The organism is Rhizobium sp. BK251 (assembly GCF_004345245.1).
In the GTDB taxonomy this organism is placed as follows: Bacteria; Pseudomonadota; Alphaproteobacteria; order Rhizobiales; family Rhizobiaceae; genus Rhizobium.
In genome coordinates, this window is record NZ_SLUQ01000013.1 from 15,162 (window position 1) to 31,821 (window position 16,660).

12 protein-coding genes are annotated in these 16,660 nt (G+C 62.8%); 3 read left to right on the plus strand and 9 right to left on the minus strand.

The genetic code is table 11. The features are described 5' to 3' along the window. Positions 1 to 84: 84 nt before the first annotated feature. The 4 genes from EV286_RS27765 to ung form a co-directional block, all read right to left on the minus strand. Positions 85 to 978, minus strand: a complete 894-nt coding sequence (locus EV286_RS27765; protein ID WP_132960485.1) for a DMT family transporter — start codon at positions 976 to 978, stop codon at positions 85 to 87. A gap of 208 nt (positions 979 to 1,186) precedes the next feature. Further along, on the minus strand, positions 1,187 to 1,798 hold the full coding sequence (locus EV286_RS27770; protein WP_132960486.1) for an alpha/beta hydrolase: 612 nt from the start codon (positions 1,796 to 1,798) through the stop codon (positions 1,187 to 1,189). Between the two features lie 15 nt (positions 1,799 to 1,813). After that, positions 1,814 to 2,746, minus strand: a complete 933-nt coding sequence (locus tag EV286_RS27775) for a VOC family protein (RefSeq protein ID WP_132960487.1) — start codon at positions 2,744 to 2,746, stop codon at positions 1,814 to 1,816. A 156-nt stretch (positions 2,747 to 2,902) separates the two neighbouring features. After that, entirely contained in the window at positions 2,903 to 3,604 is a 702-nt protein-coding gene (ung, locus tag EV286_RS27780; RefSeq protein ID WP_132960488.1) for a uracil-DNA glycosylase, read from the minus strand. 365 nt (positions 3,605 to 3,969) lie between these two features. On the opposite strand from ung, the gene EV286_RS27785 reads away from it, so the two are divergent. From EV286_RS27785 to EV286_RS27795, 3 genes are all read left to right on the plus strand, one after another. Then, the gene (locus EV286_RS27785; protein WP_132960489.1) at positions 3,970 to 5,394 is read left to right on the plus strand and encodes a phosphomannomutase; all 1,425 of its coding nucleotides are present in this window, start codon (positions 3,970 to 3,972) and stop codon (positions 5,392 to 5,394) included. Between the two features lie 49 nt (positions 5,395 to 5,443). After that, the gene (locus tag EV286_RS27790) at positions 5,444 to 6,871 is read left to right on the plus strand and encodes a mannose-1-phosphate guanylyltransferase/mannose-6-phosphate isomerase (RefSeq protein WP_132960490.1); all 1,428 of its coding nucleotides are present in this window, start codon (positions 5,444 to 5,446) and stop codon (positions 6,869 to 6,871) included. Between the two features lie 206 nt (positions 6,872 to 7,077). Then, positions 7,078 to 8,106 (plus strand): NAD-dependent epimerase, encoded by a 1,029-nt coding sequence (locus EV286_RS27795; protein WP_132960491.1) that lies wholly within the window; start codon positions 7,078 to 7,080, stop codon positions 8,104 to 8,106. A 58-nt stretch (positions 8,107 to 8,164) separates the two neighbouring features. Here the strand turns inward: EV286_RS27795 and EV286_RS27800 are convergent, their stop codons facing one another. The 5 genes from EV286_RS27800 to EV286_RS27820 form a co-directional block, all read right to left on the minus strand. Beyond that, entirely contained in the window at positions 8,165 to 9,949 is a 1,785-nt protein-coding gene (locus EV286_RS27800; RefSeq protein WP_132960492.1) for an IlvD/Edd family dehydratase, read from the minus strand. A 2-nt stretch (positions 9,950 to 9,951) separates the two neighbouring features. Beyond that, positions 9,952 to 10,863, minus strand: coding sequence for an NAD(P)-dependent oxidoreductase (locus EV286_RS27805; protein ID WP_132960493.1), 912 nt, complete (start codon positions 10,861 to 10,863; stop codon positions 9,952 to 9,954). Positions 10,864 to 11,171: 308 nt separating this feature from the next. Then, the gene (locus EV286_RS27810; protein WP_132960494.1) at positions 11,172 to 14,372 is read right to left on the minus strand and encodes an efflux RND transporter permease subunit; all 3,201 of its coding nucleotides are present in this window, start codon (positions 14,370 to 14,372) and stop codon (positions 11,172 to 11,174) included. A 130-nt stretch (positions 14,373 to 14,502) separates the two neighbouring features. Further along, positions 14,503 to 15,687 (minus strand): efflux RND transporter periplasmic adaptor subunit, encoded by a 1,185-nt coding sequence (locus EV286_RS27815; protein WP_132960495.1) that lies wholly within the window; start codon positions 15,685 to 15,687, stop codon positions 14,503 to 14,505. Positions 15,688 to 15,734: 47 nt separating this feature from the next. Next, on the minus strand, positions 15,735 to 16,547 hold the full coding sequence (locus EV286_RS27820) for an alpha/beta hydrolase (RefSeq protein ID WP_132960496.1): 813 nt from the start codon (positions 16,545 to 16,547) through the stop codon (positions 15,735 to 15,737). Between the last annotated feature and the right edge of the window lie 113 nt (positions 16,548 to 16,660).

Sequence of the window (16,660 nt, forward strand, 5' to 3'; positions counted from 1 at the left end):
ATCACACGCTACACGACAGGGTTTTCAGGGCTTTTAAGTCGATGGATACAATTTTAGCAAAGTACGATTTTCTTCCCGGCCCATTCAAATGGCCTCCGTTGCAGCGGGGGCGCGGTTCTTGCGGAACTCGAGAAGGATGTGGCCGAAGAGAGCGGCAAGCACGATCGGCCCGCCGACCAAGGTCGCGGGCGCCGGTTGCTCGTTGATGAAGAGCCAGACCCAGAGCGGCGTCAGCGGCACCTCGAGAGCCGTGATCAGGCTCGCCTCGGCAGCCGGGATCAGCCGCGAACCGAAGGTGTAGAGGCTGAGGCCCATCGCGTTCTGGACGATGCCGAAGGCAAGGATGAGGCCGATGTCTCTTCCCGACACCTCCATCGGCGCGGCAAACCAGAAAGTCACGAGCGAACAGAGCCAGGCAGAGGCCGCCATCGCCGGCAGCATGGGCACCTCGCGGTGCTGCCGCATCACCGTCGCAAGGCCGGCCACCGTCAGCGTCATGACGACCGCAAGCCCCTTGCCGAGCCAGCCGCCGCCGCTCTGCTCTCCCGTCAGCATCACCAGAACGCCGGCAAAAGCCACGGCGCTGGCAATGAGCGTCGTTCGGCCTGGCCGCTCTCCGATCATCAGATAGGCGACGCCCGCCGTGACGAAAGGCACCGTCGCATAGATCATCAGCGCATCCGCGACGGAGGTGTAGTAGATGGAGCCGATGCCGCTGATCATGCTCGCCGTGGATAGCACGGTTACCGCGAAAGACGGGCCTCGCATCCGCCGGATGATCCGCCAGGCACGATCACGTTCAAGATAGAAAAACAGCAGAAAGACGCCGCTGCCGGAGACCAGGCCGCGCCAGAAGAGGATCGTCATCAGGTCGGCGTTGATCGAGCGCACGAAGATGCCGGATGAAGACCAGGCGAGTGCCGACAGCGCCACATATGCGACACCGAGGCGATATTGCTTCTGCTCGGTGAGCGTCACTGCGAATCTTCCCCCATTCGAAGCAGATCGTTATCGCCGGCGAGAACCGCTCACAAGGCGTTCCAACGCCCTTTGGCGTCGGAATTCATAAATGTCGCCACGGTTGCAATCCGGCCACGAAAACGCCGGCGCGAAGGGCACACCGCGCCGGCGCCTGCCGAGGGAAGCGAAGGGGGGAAGCTCCGATCGGCGAGGCAAGGAATCTACTTCACGCGTAGGGCGCGAACAGCTTGCGGACTGCCTCTATTTCATTGGGCCGTATGTCATGGCCGCCGGGATGCCATTCGACCGAGACATCGGCCTTCTGGTGCTCGAAATAATCCGCGAGAGCCTGCGTCAAGGGCACCGGGCAGATTGGATCGCGTTCACCCGCAGTGATCAGCACCTGGCGCCCTTCGAGGGCAGCATTGTCCTTCGGTCGGAAGGGAATGAGCGGATGCATCAGCACCGAAGCGTCGAAGAGATCGCCATGCTCGATGACGACGTTCGCCAGGATGTTCGCGCCGTTGGAAAAGCCGAGGCCGAGCACCTTGCTTGCCCCGTGCTCGCTCGCAAGAGCCTTCACATAGGCCGCCATCTTGGCAGTCGCCCGCTCGAGGTCGGCCATGTCATAGACCCCCTCGCCGGTACGACGGAAGAAGCGCGCAGCGCCATATTCCGAAACGTCGCCGCGTGGCGATACGATCGTCGCCTCGGGCAGGAGGCGGCTACCGAAATCGAAGAACTGGTTCTCGTCGCCGCCCGTACCGTGGAAGACGAAGAGAATGGGCTTTCCGGGTGCACCGGCCCTAAGCCGGTGCACATAGCTGTTGTCGGTCATGGTCATGGCTCCCGCTTAGGCTTCCAGCGGCTCGAGATGCTGTTCGATGAGCTGGCGCAGATGGGCATGCTGTTCGGGCAGTTTCAGAGCCTCGCCGAGATGGGCGGTGTCCTCGTCGCGGTTAAAGCCCGGCTCGTTCGTGGCGATTTCGAACAGCACACCACCCGGCGTGCGGAAATAGATCGCCCAGAAGTAGTCGCGGTCGATGACGGGCGTGACCTGGTGTCCGGTATCCATCAGCGCCTTGCGAACTTCGAGCTGCTTCGCGCGGTTCTCGACGGAGAAAGCGACATGGTGAACGGAACCGGCACCCGGCAGTGCGCGATTGATGTTCGGCATCGTTTCGATGTCGACGATGTCGGCACCGTTCCCGCCGGGCACTATGAAGCGCTTCACGCCATCCTTGGTATCGAGGAGCTGATAGCCCATGTATTTCAACAGTTCGGCGGTCGCGCCTTCGTCGCGCAGCCGCATGGAGACCGAGTGGAATCCGCGAATGGCGTGATCAGCGTCGATGCCGCCATGCGTCCAGGGCTGGCGGTCGTCGTCCTTGACTTCGACAAGCGCAAAGCCGTCGCCGTCAGGACCGGCAAAATGCAGGCGCTTCTGGCCGAAGGCTTCGTCCGTCTTGAGGCCGGTAACGCCGAGGCCGGCGAGACGCTCGGTCCAGAAACCGGCGGAACCTTCCGGAACGGAGAAGACGGTCGTACCGACTTCGCCGGTGCCAGGACGGCCGCGCGGCATCTTCGGGAACGGGAAATAGGTCATGATCGTGCCCGGCGCACCCGTCTCGTCGCCGTAGTAGAGGTGATAGACATCCGGAGCGTCGAAGTTCACTGTCTTCTTTACGCGGCGCAGTCCGAGCGCATGGGTAAAGAACTGGTTGTTGGTGCGGGCATCCTCCGCCATGGACGTGACGTGGTGCAGGCCTTTGATCTGGTCGAGCATTTTGGAACCCTTTCTTGCCCGCAAGCGGCGGGCATTTGCTTGACCCAAAGATGGTTCGTTGGCCGGCTCGGGCATAGCCCCCAATACCAGAACGCATTGTCTCCTATTTTTGAACGACAGAGCGGAGCCGTTCAAAAAGGCGAGCGAATTCATCCTTCAGCTGGATTGTGGATTGGCGGGTAATTGCCAGTCGATCGGCTCGCGGCCGCGTGACTTCAGGAACTCGTTCGCCTTCGAAAAGTGCCTGCAGCCGAAGAACCCGTTATGCGCGGAAAGCGGCGAAGGGTGCACCGTCTTCAGGACGAGATGCCGCGATGTATCGACGAAGGCAGCCTTGCGCTGCGCATAGGAGCCCCAGAGCATGAAGACGACGGAGTCGCATTCGTCATTGACGACGCGGATGACAGCATCCGTGAAGCGCTCCCAACCCTTGCCCTGGTGTGACGCAGCACGCGCCTCCTCGACCGTCAGGACGCTGTTCAAGAGCAGCACGCCCTGGCGAGCCCAGCTTTCAAGAAAGCCATGGCGGGCCGGGGGAATGCCGAGATCCGCCTCCATCTCCTTGTAGATGTTCACCAGCGACGGCGGAATGCGCACGCCGGGGCGAACGCTGAAGCAGAGCCCATGCGCCTGGCCAAGTCCGTGATAGGGATCCTGCCCCAGGATAACGACCTTGACGCTTGAGAGCGGCGTAAGATCGAGCGCCCGGAAATATTCGGCGCCCTTTGGAAAGACGACCTTGCCCTGCTCTTTCTCTCCGATCAGGAAGGTCCTGAGCTGCTGCATGTACGGGCTGGCAAATTCGGGGAGAAGGGCTGCTCGCCAGCTTTCTTCGAGATTCACTTTGCTTTCAGACATGCCCGCCTCGATCGTTGCCGCTCGTCAGTCCTTCATAGGCCCAGCCCCCTCGCCCCGGAAGGGTCGACATGGCGCTGAAGAACTCAAAAAACTGTTTTCCACTCTTTGCCGCTCGGTTTACATGAGATCGACCGACTGCAGCCCCGCGCAAGGGTCGAAAGATGAAACGCGCCGCAGTTTCATGAACGGGACACGCTTCGGCGATACGGAGGAAACGAAATGCAAGAGCATCCCAATTCTTGGAATGAAAAGCATAGTCGCTCGTGGCCTTAACTATGTGCTCGCGATAATATTTACATGGCTCGGAGCGATTGATAGGACTTCCTTGCTTTGCGGCCGACAGAACTGCCGGGATATATTTAAAGATGAAATTTGGAACTAGCGGCCTTCGCGGCCTTTCCGTCGATTTGAAGGGGCGAGCCTCCGCGCTCTACGCCACGGCCTTCGCGCGCCACCTGCTGGAAAGCGGGCAGGCAAAGGCGGGAGATCCGATTTTCATCGGCCGCGACTTCCGCGACTCGAGCCCGGAAATTTCGGCAACCTGCATTGGCGCGCTCGCACGCGCCGGCTTTCGCCCGGTCGATTGCGGGACCCTTCCGACACCGGCACTTGCCCTCTACAGCCTGCAGCACGGGGCCGCCTCGCTGATGATCACCGGATCGCATATCCCGGCGGATCGCAACGGCATCAAGTTCTACCGGCCGGACGGCGAGATCGCCAAACAGGACGAGACGGCGATCAGCAGCTTTGCCGACGCCATCGGAGGAGCCGATCAGGCGATCGACGAGGCTCGAGGCACCGCCGAGGATCAGTCCGGCCCCTGCGAGGAACTCTTCTTCGAGCGCAACGCCGCCCTGCTGCCCGGCGGCGCGCTCTCTGGCCTGAAGGTGGGCGTCTACCAGCACAGCACCGTTGCACGCGACCTTCTTGTACGGGTGCTACTGCACTACGGCGCCGATGTCGTGCCGCTCGGCAGGTCCGAAACGTTCATTCCGGTGGATACCGAGGCTGTCTCCGAGGACACGATCGCGCTGCTGCGCGGCTGGACAGCAGAGCACAGGCTCGACACCATCGTTTCCGCCGACGGCGACGGCGACCGACCGCTGGTTTCCAACGAAACGGGCGAGCCGCTGCGCGGCGACCTGCTTGGCCTGATCGCTGCGAATTTCCTGGAAGCGAAGGTGGTCGTCACCCCGGTCACATCAAACTCGGGCATCGAGGCCGCCGGGTCCTTCGCCGTCGTGCGCACACGCGTCGGATCGCCCTACGTCATTGCGGGCATGGACGAGGCTGTCGCCGGAGGCAAGAACCAGGTCATGGGCTTCGAGGCAAACGGCGGACTTCTCACCGCGACGCCCTTCACGATCAACGGTCAAGAGGCGCTTCCGCTGCCGACCCGCGACAGCTTCCTGCCGATACTTTCCACGCTTTATCTTGCCGCCACCCAGAAGAAGCCGCTTTCCGCCGTCGCCGCCGCCTATCGCATGCCTGTCGCAGCGGCAGACCGGCTGGAAAACTTCCCGGTCGAAACGAGCGCGCGGCTCATGACCCATCTGCGCCAATCCGACACCAATCTTGCAGCTTTCCTCGACCCGATCGGCCAGGTTGCCGCAAAGAGCGACATCGACGGACTTAGGGTCACGCTCGCCGACCGGCGCATCATCCATTTCCGCCCCTCCGGCAACGCACCCGAGATGCGCTGCTATGTCGAGGCCGAAACGGAAGAAGGCGCAAGAAGCCTCTTGCGGCAGGGGCTGGACACGATAAAGGACTGGGCGAAGGCCAACTAGGCCGGCCAGCGCCCCCGCGACTCAAACGATTTCAGACAAAGGGACCAAGATGACGTCAAAGATAGTTCCGGTAATCATGGCTGGCGGCAAGGGAACGCGTCTTTGGCCGCTTTCGCGCGCAACGGCGCCGAAGCAGTTCATCCAGTTCATCGGCGACAAGACGCTCTTCCAGGAGACGCTTTCCCGTCTGGCCGATCCGGAGCTTTACGAAGCCCCGATCGTGGTTACCAACGAGGAGTTCCGGTTCCTCGTTGCCGAGCAGGCCCGCGAGGTTGGCGTAAAGCTCTCCGCAATGCTGCTTGAGCCGGTCGCCCGCAACACCGCGCCTGCCGTTGCCGCCGCGGCTACTCTCGCTTCCGATCTCTTCGGCGACAAGGCAATCATCCAGGTTCTGGCCTCCGACCACGAGATCGTTGCCGACAAAAGCTACTACGACTGTATCCGCATTGCCCGCGACACAGCCGCCAAGGGCAAGCTGGTGACCTTCGGCATCAGCCCCACCGAGCCCGCGACCGGCTACGGCTACATCGAGATCGGCGACAAACTGCCTGAGGGCGCCCACGCGGTGAAGCGCTTCATCGAAAAGCCCGCGCTGGAGAAGGCGCAGAAGATGCTCGAAGCCGGCGACTTCTACTGGAACTCCGGCATGTTCATGTTCTCCATCCCGCAGCTCGTCAGCGAACTGACCGAATATGCGCCGAATGTGCTCAAGGCCGTGGGCAAGTCCGTCTCCAAGGCCGTGCGGGACCTCGATTTCATCAGGCTCGACGCCGACGCCTTTGCCAAGTGCCCGGACATCTCGATCGACTATGCGCTCATGGAAAAGACGCCGAACGCGGCCATCGTCCCCTCGCCGTTCAAGTGGTCGGATCTCGGAAGCTGGGATTCCGTCTGGAAGACGGGCACGCGCGATGAGAGCGGCAACGTCGCGACCGGCAGCACCACGCTGGTCAACACCAGGAACTCGCTTGTGATGTCCCATGGCGTGCATCTCGCGGTCCAGGGCCTCGACGATGTCGCGGTCATCGCCAGCGAAGACGCTGTCTATGTCGGCCACCTCAAGGACAGCCAGGATGTGGGCAAGCTGGTCAAGCTGCTCGCCAACGCTCCCGCCACCTCGAAGCTGACGGAAACGCATCCGACTTCGTATCGCCCCTGGGGCGGCTACACATCGATCCTCAACGGCGACCGTTTCCAGGTGAAGCGCATCTTCGTGCTCCCCGGCAAGAAGCTGTCCCTGCAGAAGCATCACCACCGTTCGGAACATTGGATCGTCGTCAAGGGAACGGCCGAGGTGACGATCGGCGAGAACGTACAGATGCTGCGCGAGAACGAATCCGTCTATATCCCGCTCGGCGAGATCCATCGCCTTGCCAATCCGGGCAAGATCATGCTGGAACTCATCGAGGTCCAGACCGGTTCTTACCTCGGTGAAGACGATATCATCCGCATCGTCGACGAATTCGGCAGACACTGACGCGGGCGGCGCCGGCCAGGTCGGATAGAAGGGTGATCGCCTGATATGGCGCGCCCTTTCGATGCCTGCAGGAACAAATGACGCAATCCGTCTCCGGGCGATAGCCGAACGCACCGAAGCCATGATAACTGTCGCGAATCGGATAAGGCTCCTCGCGTGGGCCCTCCGTCGTCTTTTGGTCGGCAGGAAGGCTGAAGGAAACGGGAATGCGCTATTTTATCACCGGCACTGCGGGTTTCATCGGCTTCCACCTGGCCCGCAGGCTGCTGCAGGATGGGCATGACGTGGTGGGCTTTGACGGCCTGACGCCCTACTACAACGTCAAGCTGAAGCAGATGCGGCACGCCGCTCTCTCGCAGTTTCCGTCCTTTCGCCCCGTTATCGCCATGCTGGAGGACCGCGGCGCTGTCGAAGTGGCATTCGAGATCGCACAACCGGACATCGTCGTTCATCTCGCAGCGCAGGCGGGCGTCCGCTATAGCCTGGAAAATCCCAAAGCCTACCTGGACTCGAACGTCATGGGATCCTGGAACGTCCTGGAACTGGCGCAGCGCGCAAATGTGCGCCATCTCATGATGGCATCCACGTCGTCGATCTACGGCGCAAATCCTGACGTGCCCTTCCGCGAGATCGACAGGACGGACGAACCGCTCACGATCTACGCTGCCACGAAGAAGGCCATGGAGCTGATGGCCCACAGCCATTCGCATCTCTACAAGCTCCCCGTCACCGCATTTCGCTTCTTCACCGTCTATGGTCCCTGGGGCCGCCCGGACATGGCGCTCTTCAAGTTCGTGAAAGCCATGCTCGACGACGAGCCGATCGAGATCTATGGCGAGGGCAAGATGAGCCGCGACTTCACCTATATCGACGATCTCGTCGAAGGGATCGTCCGGCTTTCTGCCATTGTGCCGTCGGAGGAAAACCGGGTTATCGCCGAGGGGGTGGCCGACAGCCTGTCGCACCAGGCACCGTTCCGCGTCGTCAACATCGGCGGCGGGCAGCCCATCAGCCTTCTCGATTTCGTCGAGACAGTGGAGGCCGCGCTCGGCAGGCGGGCACAGCGCAAGATGCTGCCCATGCAGAAGGGCGACGTGCCGCGCACTTTTGCGAGCCCCGCGCTCCTCGAAAACCTGACGGGATACAAACCCGGGACGGGCCTTGCGACGGGCGTCAAGGCTTTCGTGGACTGGTATCTCGAGGCCCGGCCCGAGATCGAGTCCAGTCCGGCCTGAAACGGCTCGACGGACCGCATCGCGACCTCGGCAGGCAACAAGCCTCGCATCGCAGCCGTCAGTGATTGTGCCTGGGCGGCCGCTGGGCGATCTTGCGGAATTCCGTCGCGCCTTCCAGCACTGCGCCATCGGAAAGCTGCGTCACCGAGCGGCGGTAAATTTGCTGCCAGGGTGTCGCGTCGGCCGGCACGGGCGGGATGCCGTCTGCCTTCCGCCTCTCGATTTCCGCCTCCTCCACCAGCATGTCGCAGCGTCCTTTGTTGAAGTCGATGCGAATCCTGTCGCCGGTGCGGAGCCATGCAAGGCCTCCGCCCGCAGCACTCTCGGGCGACGCATTGAGGATCGAAGGGCTGTCGGCCGTCCCCGATTGGCGTCCGTCACCGATCGTCGGCAGGCTGGTGATGCCCCGCTTCAGGAGCGCGTCCGGCGGCTGCATGTTGACGACCTCGGCGGAGCCGGGCCAGCCGAGCGGGCCGGCGCCGCGAATGCACAGGATGGTATTCTCGTCGATGCCGAGCGCCGGATCGTTGATGCGCGCGTGGTAGTCCTCCGAGCCATCGAAGACCACGGCCTTGCCCTCAAAGACGCCTTCATGGCCGGGCTCCTGCAGATAGCGGCGCCGAAACTCGTCCGAGACGACGCTCATCTTCATGATGGCGAAATCAAAGAGGTTTCCCTTGAGCACGAGAAAGCCGGCGCGTTCCCTTAGAGGCTCGGCGAAGGGGCGGATGACCTCGCGGTCGATCGATTCACGGCCCTCCAGGTTCTCCGCCATCGTCTTGCCGGTGACCGTCGGACAGTCGCCATCGAGCTTGCCCACCTGCAACAACTCCCACATGATCGCGGGCACGCCGCCGGCGCGATGGAACCGCTCGCCGAGATAGGCGCCGGCCGGCTGGACATTGGCGAGCAACGGAATGTCATAGCCATGCACCTGCCAGTCGTCGGGATACAGCTCGACGCCGGCGTGCTTCGCCATTGCCGCCAGATGCGGCTGGGCATTTGTAGAGCCGCCGATCGCGGAGTTGACGCGGATCGCATTCAGGAAAGCGTTGCGCGTCAGGATGTCGGAGGGCTTGATGTCCTCGAGCACCAGCTCCACGGCACGCCGGCCAGTGCGGTAGGCCATCTGCCCGCGCTCGCGATAGGCGCCGGGAATCGCGGCGCAGCCGGTCAGTGACATGCCGAGAGCCTCGGCCATGGCGTTCATCGTCGAAGCCGTGCCCATCGTGTTGCAATGGCCGACGGACGGCGCGGAATCGAGCGCCGCCTCGAAGAACTCCTGCTCGTTGATCGTGCCGGCGGCGAGCTTGCGCCGCGAACGCCAGATCACGGTCGCCGAACCGACCAGCTCGCCATTGTGCCAGCCGTCGAGCATCGGCCCACCGGAGAAAACGATCGCCGGGATGTCGACGGTCGAGGCTGCCATCAGGGCCGAGGGCGTGGTCTTGTCGCAGCCGGTGGTGAGCACCACGCCATCGATAGGGTAGCCGTAGAGTATCTCGACTAGGCCGAGGTAGGCGAGGTTTCGGTCGAGTGCGGCGGTCGGCCGCTTGCAGTTCTCGAACATCGGATGCGTCGGAAACTCGATCGGAATTCCACCGGCGTCACGGATGCCGTCACGAACGCGCTTGGCGAGGTCGAGGTGGTGCCGATTGCACGGATTGAGGTCGCTGCCGCTCTGGGCAATGCCGATGACCGGTTTTCCGGAACGCAGTTCCTCCGGCGTGATGCCGTAGTTCATGAAGCGCTCCAGATAGAGCGCCGTCAGATCGATATGATCCGGATTGTCGAACCAGTCCTGTGAACGCAGACGACGCCCCGGCTTCTTTGCTTCGGTCATGACTACGGCTGTTCCTTTTTGCGGGAATTCATGGATTCGAGATGCAGCAGCAGGCCGCTGTGGTCCCTCTCTCCGCCTCCGTCCGCAACGAAGTCGGAGAACGCTTTCTGGACCGTCTCGGTGAGCGGCAGTGTCAGCGAGAGGGCTTCGGCGACGGCGAGCACGGCGTTGAGGTCCTTGAGCTGGTTGTTCGACGATCCGCCTGGCGTGAATTCGCGATCAACCATCCTCTTGCCATGCAGCTCAAGGATACGGCTCTCCGCGAAGCCTCCGCGGATGGCGTTGCGAAACGCCTCCGGCGAGCCGCCGCCCGCTTCGATCAGCATCATCGCCTCCGCGACCGCGCCGATGGTGACGGCGACAATTTGCTGGTTACCGAGCTTGGCAAGCTGGCCGGATCCGCTGGGACCGACATGGGTGACGCGGCCCATTGCCGCGAAGACATCCGCAAGCTCCTCGACGTCCGCTGCATTGCCTCCGGCCATGATGGCGAGCGTTCCAGCCGTTGCGCCGACCACGCCGCCCGAGACCGGTGCGTCGATATGGCGGATCCCGAGCTGCGACAATCGCTCCGAATGTGACTGCGCTACAGCCGGCGGGATCGAGCTCATGTCGATGATGACCGCCCCGCGTTCCAGCTCATCCGCTACGCCATGATCGAAAAGCACCTCTCCCACGGCGGCTGCGTTTGTCAGCATGGTGACGACGACAGGGGCGCCTCGGGCAGCCTCGACGGCGCTCGCCGCAATGGTCGCTCCATCGCCAGCCAGAGGCTCGGCCTTCCTTGGATCGCGGTTCCAGGCACTGAGTGAAAAACCTGCGCCGAGCAGCCGCCGCGCCATCGGGGCTCCCATGAGCCCGGTCCCGAGAAAGGCGATCCGCCGTGTTCCTCCGGCGCCTGCCGTTCCTGTCATCGGTTGCCTCCCAGCTTGTCGCCGCTTGGGACACGGGCGATCTTGCCTGAACAGCTTGCCGCCACGAATCCGATCGACTGCCTACATGGTGGGAACGCGCGCTCCTCACGCAACGTCACCCCCATGAACTTGTCAGATAAGCCCCTTGCCTTGACTTGCATAGAGGCTTGCCGGAAATGGGGCCAAGGCAAATGGAAAAACTCCTTTTCCGCAAGGGCCATTTTGCGCGAACCGCACGTCGGGCGTGATGCCGAACGAAAAAGGGCGGGACCATGGTTCCGCCCTCGTTTTTCCGGAAAGCCCGCTGCCTATTCAGCCGCGAGGCGGATCACCTCGGCACCCTTGTGCTCGTGCTCCTCTTCCTTGTGCTGGATCAGCGGACGGTTGCGCGAGAGCTTGCGGATGATGACGTAGAACACCGGCGTCATGAAGATGCCGAAGAAGGTCACGCCGATCATGCCCGAGAACACCGCGATGCCCATGGCCGCGCGCATTTCCGCGCCGGCGCCGGTGGACGTCACCAGCGGAACGACACCCATGATGAAGGCCATCGACGTCATCAAGATCGGACGCAGGCGCAGCCGGCTGGCCTCGACCGCCGCCTGGACCGGAGTTCGTCCCTCGAATTCCAGCTCTCGGGCGAATTCCACGATCAGGATCGCGTTCTTCGCCGACAGCCCCACCAGCACCATCAACCCGATCTGGGTGAAGATGTTGTTGTCGCCACCGGTGAACCACACGCCGACAAGCGCCGCGAACACACCCATCGGGACGATCATGACGATCGCGAGCGGCAGGGCCAGGCTTTCATACTGGGCTGCCAGCACGAGGTAGACGAGCAGCAGTGCCAGCGGGAAGATGATGAAGCCCGAGCTGCCAGCCAGGATCTGCTGGTATGTCAGATCCGTCCACTCGAACGAGATGCCGGGCGGCAGGGTTTCATTGGCGATGCGCTCGACGGCTGCCTGTGCCTGGCCCGACGAAAAGCCGGGTGCAGGACCGCCGTTGATATCGGCGGCGAGGAAGCCGTTGTACCGGGTGGTGCGTTCCGGTCCCGTCGTCGGCTCGACCTTGAGCAGCGCCGAAAGCGGGATCATCTGACCGGACTGCGACTTCACCTTGAGCGCGCCGATATCGTCGGCATGGGCGCGGAACTTGGCGTCGGCCTGCACACGCACGCTGTATGTGCGTCCGAAGGCGTTGAAGTCGTTCACATAGAGCGAGCCGAGATAGATCTGCAGCGTATCGAAGACATCCGTCACCGAGACGCCCAGCTGTTCGGCCTTGGAGCGATCAAGGTCCGCGTAGAGCTGCGGCACGTTGATCTGGTAGCTCGAGAAGAGACCGGCCAGCTCGGGCGCCTGGTAGGCCTTGGCGAGGAATGCCTTGTTGGCTTCGTCGAGGGCCTGATAGCCGAGGCCGGCGCGATCCTCGATCTGCATCTTGAAGCCGCCGGTCGTGCCGAGGCCCTGAACGGGCGGCGGCGGGAACATGGCGATGAAGGCATCCTGGATCGCAGCGAACTTCTGGTTCAGCTGCATGGCGATCGCGCCGCCCGACAGGTCGGGCGTCTTCCGCTCTTCAAAGGACTTGAGCTTCACGAAGACGATGCCGGCATTGGACGAGTTCGTGAAACCGTTGATCGACAGGCCCGGGAAGGCGATAGCGTGGTCGACGCCCGGCTGCGCCATGGCGATTTCGCTCATGCGCTTGATCACGTCCTCGGTACGGTCGAGGTTTGCGGCATCCGGAAGCTGCGCGAAGCCGATCAGGTACTGCTTGTCCTGGGCCGGAACGAAACCGCCGGGAACGACCTGGAACATGTAGTAAGTCGCACCGATCAAGGCGATGTAGACCACCATGACCAGGCTCTTCAGCGAAAGGATGCCGCCAACGCCGCGGCCGTAGCCCTCGGAGCCGCGGTGGAAGACCCAGTTGAAGCCGCGGAAGAACCAGCCGAGCGTGCGATCCATCACCCGCGTCACCAGATCCTTCGGCTCATGCTGGCCCTTCAGCAGCAGAGCCGCCAGCGCCGGCGAAAGCGTCAGCGAGTTGAACGCGGAGATGACCGTCGAGATGGCGATCGTCAGCGCGAACTGGCGGTAGAACTGGCCGGACAGGCCGGAGATGAAGGCGAGCGGCACGAACACAGCAACGAGCACCAGCGCGATCGCGATGATCGGTCCGGACACTTCCCGCATGGCGCGATAGGTCGCATCCCTCGGACTGAGGCCGTTTTCGATATTTCGCTCCACGTTCTCCACCACCACGATCGCGTCGTCGACGACGATACCGATCGCGAGAACCAGGCCGAACAGGCTGAGCGCGTTGATCGAGAAGCCGAAGACGTACATCACGGCGAAGGTGCCGATGATGGAGACCGGAACGGCGATCAGCGGAATGATCGACGCACGCCACGTCTGCAGGAACAGGATGACGACGATGACGACGAGCGCGATGGCTTCGAGCAGCGTGTCGACGACCTTCTCGATCGAGGCACGCACGAACTGCGTCGTGTCATAGACGATCTCGTACTTCACGCCCTCTGGCATCGCCTTCTGCAGCTCGTTCATGGTCTTGACGACCTCGTCCGAGATGGTGATGGCGTTGGAGCCCGGCGCCTGGAAGACCGGCACCGCAACAGCGGCCTTGCCGTCCAGCAGCGAACGCAGCGAGTAGTCGGCAGCACCCAGTTCGACGCGGGCGACGTCGCGCAGACGCGTGATCTGGCCGTTGGCGCCACTCTTGACGATGATGTTGCCGAATTCCTCCGGCGTCTGCAGGCGGCCCTGGGCGTTGACGTTCAGCTGCACGTCGAGACCCGGAAGGTTCGGCGAAGCGCCGATGATGCCGGCAGCGGCCTGGACGTTCTGTTGGCGCACGGCATTGGCAATGTCGCTCGCCGCAAGGCCGCGCTCAGCCGCCTTCTGCGGATCCACCCAAACGCGCATGGAATAGTCGCCCGAGCCGAAGACCTGAACCTGCCCGACGCCCTCGATGCGGGCGAGCCTGTCCTTGACGTTCAGCGTGGCGTAGTTGCGCAGATAGGTGATGTCATAGCGATTGTCGGGCGAAATCAGGTTCACGACCATCATCAGGTCGGGCGAGCTCTTGACCGTGGTTATGCCGAGATCGCGCACGTTCTGCGGCAGGCGCGGCTCGGCCTGGGACACGCGGTTCTGCACGAGCTGCTGCGCCTGGTCCGGATCGGTGCCGAGCTTGAAGGTGACCGTCAGCGTCAGCAGGCCGTCGGAAGTCGCCTGGCTGTTCATGTAGAGCATGCCGTCGACGCCGTTTATCTGCTCTTCGAGCGGGGTCGCGACGGTTTCGGCGATGACCTTCGGGTTGGCGCCGGGATATTGCGCCGTGACGACGATCGAGGGCGGCACGACTTCCGGATATTCGGAAATCGGCAACAACCGCAGGCCGATCAGGCCCGCGACCAGGATCAGGACCGACAGCACGCCGGCGAAGACTGGGCGGTCGACGAAAAATCTTGAGATGTTCATGTCAAATCCCTCTCCGGGGTTGAACGATGGACGCAGAAACTAGGGCCGGCGGCGGATGGGCGTCGGAAGCATTGCGAAACGGATGAAAAAACGGCGGGCGGAGGATTCACTCCCGCCCGCACGGTCGGCATTACTTTGCAGCGGCGACCTTGTCTTCGACCTGCGGCTGGACGAGCGCACCGGGGCGAACCCGCTGCAGGCCGTTGACAACGACACGATCGCCGGCGTTGAGGCCGCTATCGACGATCCTCATGCCATCGACCGTGTCACCGAGCTGGACCTGGCGGTAGGCGACCTTGTTGTCGGCATCGACGACGAAGACGAACTTCTTGTCCTGGTCGGTGCCGATCGCGCGCTCGCTGATGACCAGCTTGCTCTCCGGCTTGGGCTGGCCCATCCGGACGCGAACGAACTGACCCGGCAGCAGATGGCCGTCCGGGTTGTCGAACACCGCGCGAACATGCACCGTGCCGCTTGCTGCATCCACCTCGTTGTCGACCAGCTGGAGGTTACCCTTGATCGGGGTACCCTCATCGGTCAGCGTGCCCACCTCGACAGGAATCTGCTCGAGCGGCGGGATGGCGGCATCCGTGCGCGGCAAGGCGGCAAGCGCCCGCGTGACCGATTCTTCGCTCGCATCGAAGCTTGCATAGATTGGGCTTACGGAGACGAGCGTCGTCAGCTCCTGGGAACCGGAGCCCGCGGCAACCAGGTTACCGACAGTCACTTCGATCTTGCTTGCGCGACCGTCGATCGGCGCAAGAACTTCGGTGTAATCCAAGTTCAGCTGCGCCGTCTGGAGCGCTGCCTCGGCGGCCTTGAGGTTGGCCTGGGCCTCGTCATAGGCGCTTACGCGCTGGTCGAAGTCGCTCTGCGGGATCGTGTGGTTGTCTACGAGTCGCTGACCGCGATCGACTTCGATCTTGGTCACGCTGACCCGCGCCTTTGCGGCGCCCACCTGCGCTTGAGCCTGATCGACGAGCGCCTGATAGGGAGCCGGGTCGATCGTGAACAGCGAACTGCCCTTCTTCACGAGGGCGCCTTCACGGAAATGTACGGACAGGATGGCACCGGCAACGCGAGGCCGCACTTCCACCCGGTCGATTGCCTCGAGCCGGCCCGAGAAATCTTCCCATGCCGTAATATCGTGCGGTTCGACGACAGAAACCGTCACCGGCACAGCGGGAGCCTGTGCGGGAGCCGGCGCTGCGGTCGCACCGCGGGGTACATCCAGATAGATGGCCGCGGCGCCAATCGACGCAGCAAGGCCTATGCCGGTGCCCCATAGGGCCCAGCGCCTGTTTTTCGACGTCATCCTATTCTCCTTGCGGCCTCAGGCCATAATCAATGTCGGTTGCAATCTCATGCGTGTCGCACACTCATCTCTTGAACGAAGCTTTCGAACTGGCGGGCTATTTCGCCTGGCCATTTCGGGCTGCTCTCGGATCGCCCGCCGTAAATCGACGGCCAGCCTGCCCCGGCGGGAAAGACGTGCTGGCGAACTGAAACTCCCGACTTCTTGAGCCGAGAGCCGTACTCGAACGCCTCATCGCGCAGCGGATCGTCCTCTGCCGTCAGGATGAGCGCCGGGGCAACCCCGGCGAGACGCGAACAGTAACAAGGGGCGGCATACGGGTGGCAGACGCCGCCGCTGAAGCCGAGATAATGGTTCCAGCCTTCGCTCCAGCGCTGGCGCATGCCGACTTCGTCCGCGCGCCGGAAGGAGGTAGTGCCCATGAAGGGATCGAGGAGCGGCGAGATCAGGAGCTGCCCATCGAGCGAGCCCGGCATGAGGTCCCTCGCCTTCAGCGCGACGCCGGCCGCGATATTGCCGCCTGCCTCCTCGCCCGCGACGAACAGGAGCGATTTCTTGCTCCCAAGATCCATGCGCTTGTTGCTGAGATAGGCCAGGATCGAATAGGCGCACTCGAGAACCTTGGGAAACGCGTTCTTCGAGCAGCTGCCGTAATCGGCGGCAACCACCACCGCTCCGGTACCGGCAAGGCTCATCGCCACCGGCCGGTCAGTCTCGGCATCCGTATCCAGGAACGCACCGCCGTGCAGGTAGAGCACCACAGGCGGCGCCTTGCTGCAATCCGCGCCGTGGTATACGCGTGCGGAAACGGGCCCGAGAGCCACCTTCTCCAGCATCACATCTTTCCACTGCACGTTCATACTTGATCTCCTTTCACACGCATCCATGGACGCGCAGAATGGCAGCTTGCAAAACTCCTCAAAAAGATATTGTTATTCAATTCCGGGCATAAGTCGCGCCAAAGCGATAACAC

Bases quoted from the DNA above. Each gene is read 5' to 3' on its own strand.
- EV286_RS27770 (WP_132960486.1), bottom strand. From the start codon at position 1,798: ATGACCGACAACAGCTATGTGCACCGGCTTAGGGCCGGTGCACCCGGA.
- EV286_RS27805 (WP_132960493.1), bottom strand. From the start codon at position 10,863: ATGACAGGAACGGCAGGCGCCGGAGGAACACGGCGGATCGCCTTTCTC.
- EV286_RS27790 (WP_132960490.1), top strand. From the start codon at position 5,444: ATGACGTCAAAGATAGTTCCGGTAATCATGGCTGGCGGCAAGGGAACG.
- EV286_RS27820 (WP_132960496.1), bottom strand. From the start codon at position 16,547: ATGAACGTGCAGTGGAAAGATGTGATGCTGGAGAAGGTGGCTCTCGGG.
- EV286_RS27800 (WP_132960492.1), bottom strand. From the start codon at position 9,949: ATGACCGAAGCAAAGAAGCCGGGGCGTCGTCTGCGTTCACAGGACTGG.
- ung (WP_132960488.1), bottom strand. From the start codon at position 3,604: ATGTCTGAAAGCAAAGTGAATCTCGAAGAAAGCTGGCGAGCAGCCCTT.
- EV286_RS27785 (WP_132960489.1), top strand. From the start codon at position 3,970: ATGAAATTTGGAACTAGCGGCCTTCGCGGCCTTTCCGTCGATTTGAAG.
- EV286_RS27815 (WP_132960495.1), bottom strand. From the start codon at position 15,687: ATGACGTCGAAAAACAGGCGCTGGGCCCTATGGGGCACCGGCATAGGC.
- EV286_RS27795 (WP_132960491.1), top strand. From the start codon at position 7,078: ATGCGCTATTTTATCACCGGCACTGCGGGTTTCATCGGCTTCCACCTG.
- EV286_RS27775 (WP_132960487.1), bottom strand. From the start codon at position 2,746: ATGCTCGACCAGATCAAAGGCCTGCACCACGTCACGTCCATGGCGGAG.
- EV286_RS27810 (WP_132960494.1), bottom strand. From the start codon at position 14,372: ATGAACATCTCAAGATTTTTCGTCGACCGCCCAGTCTTCGCCGGCGTG.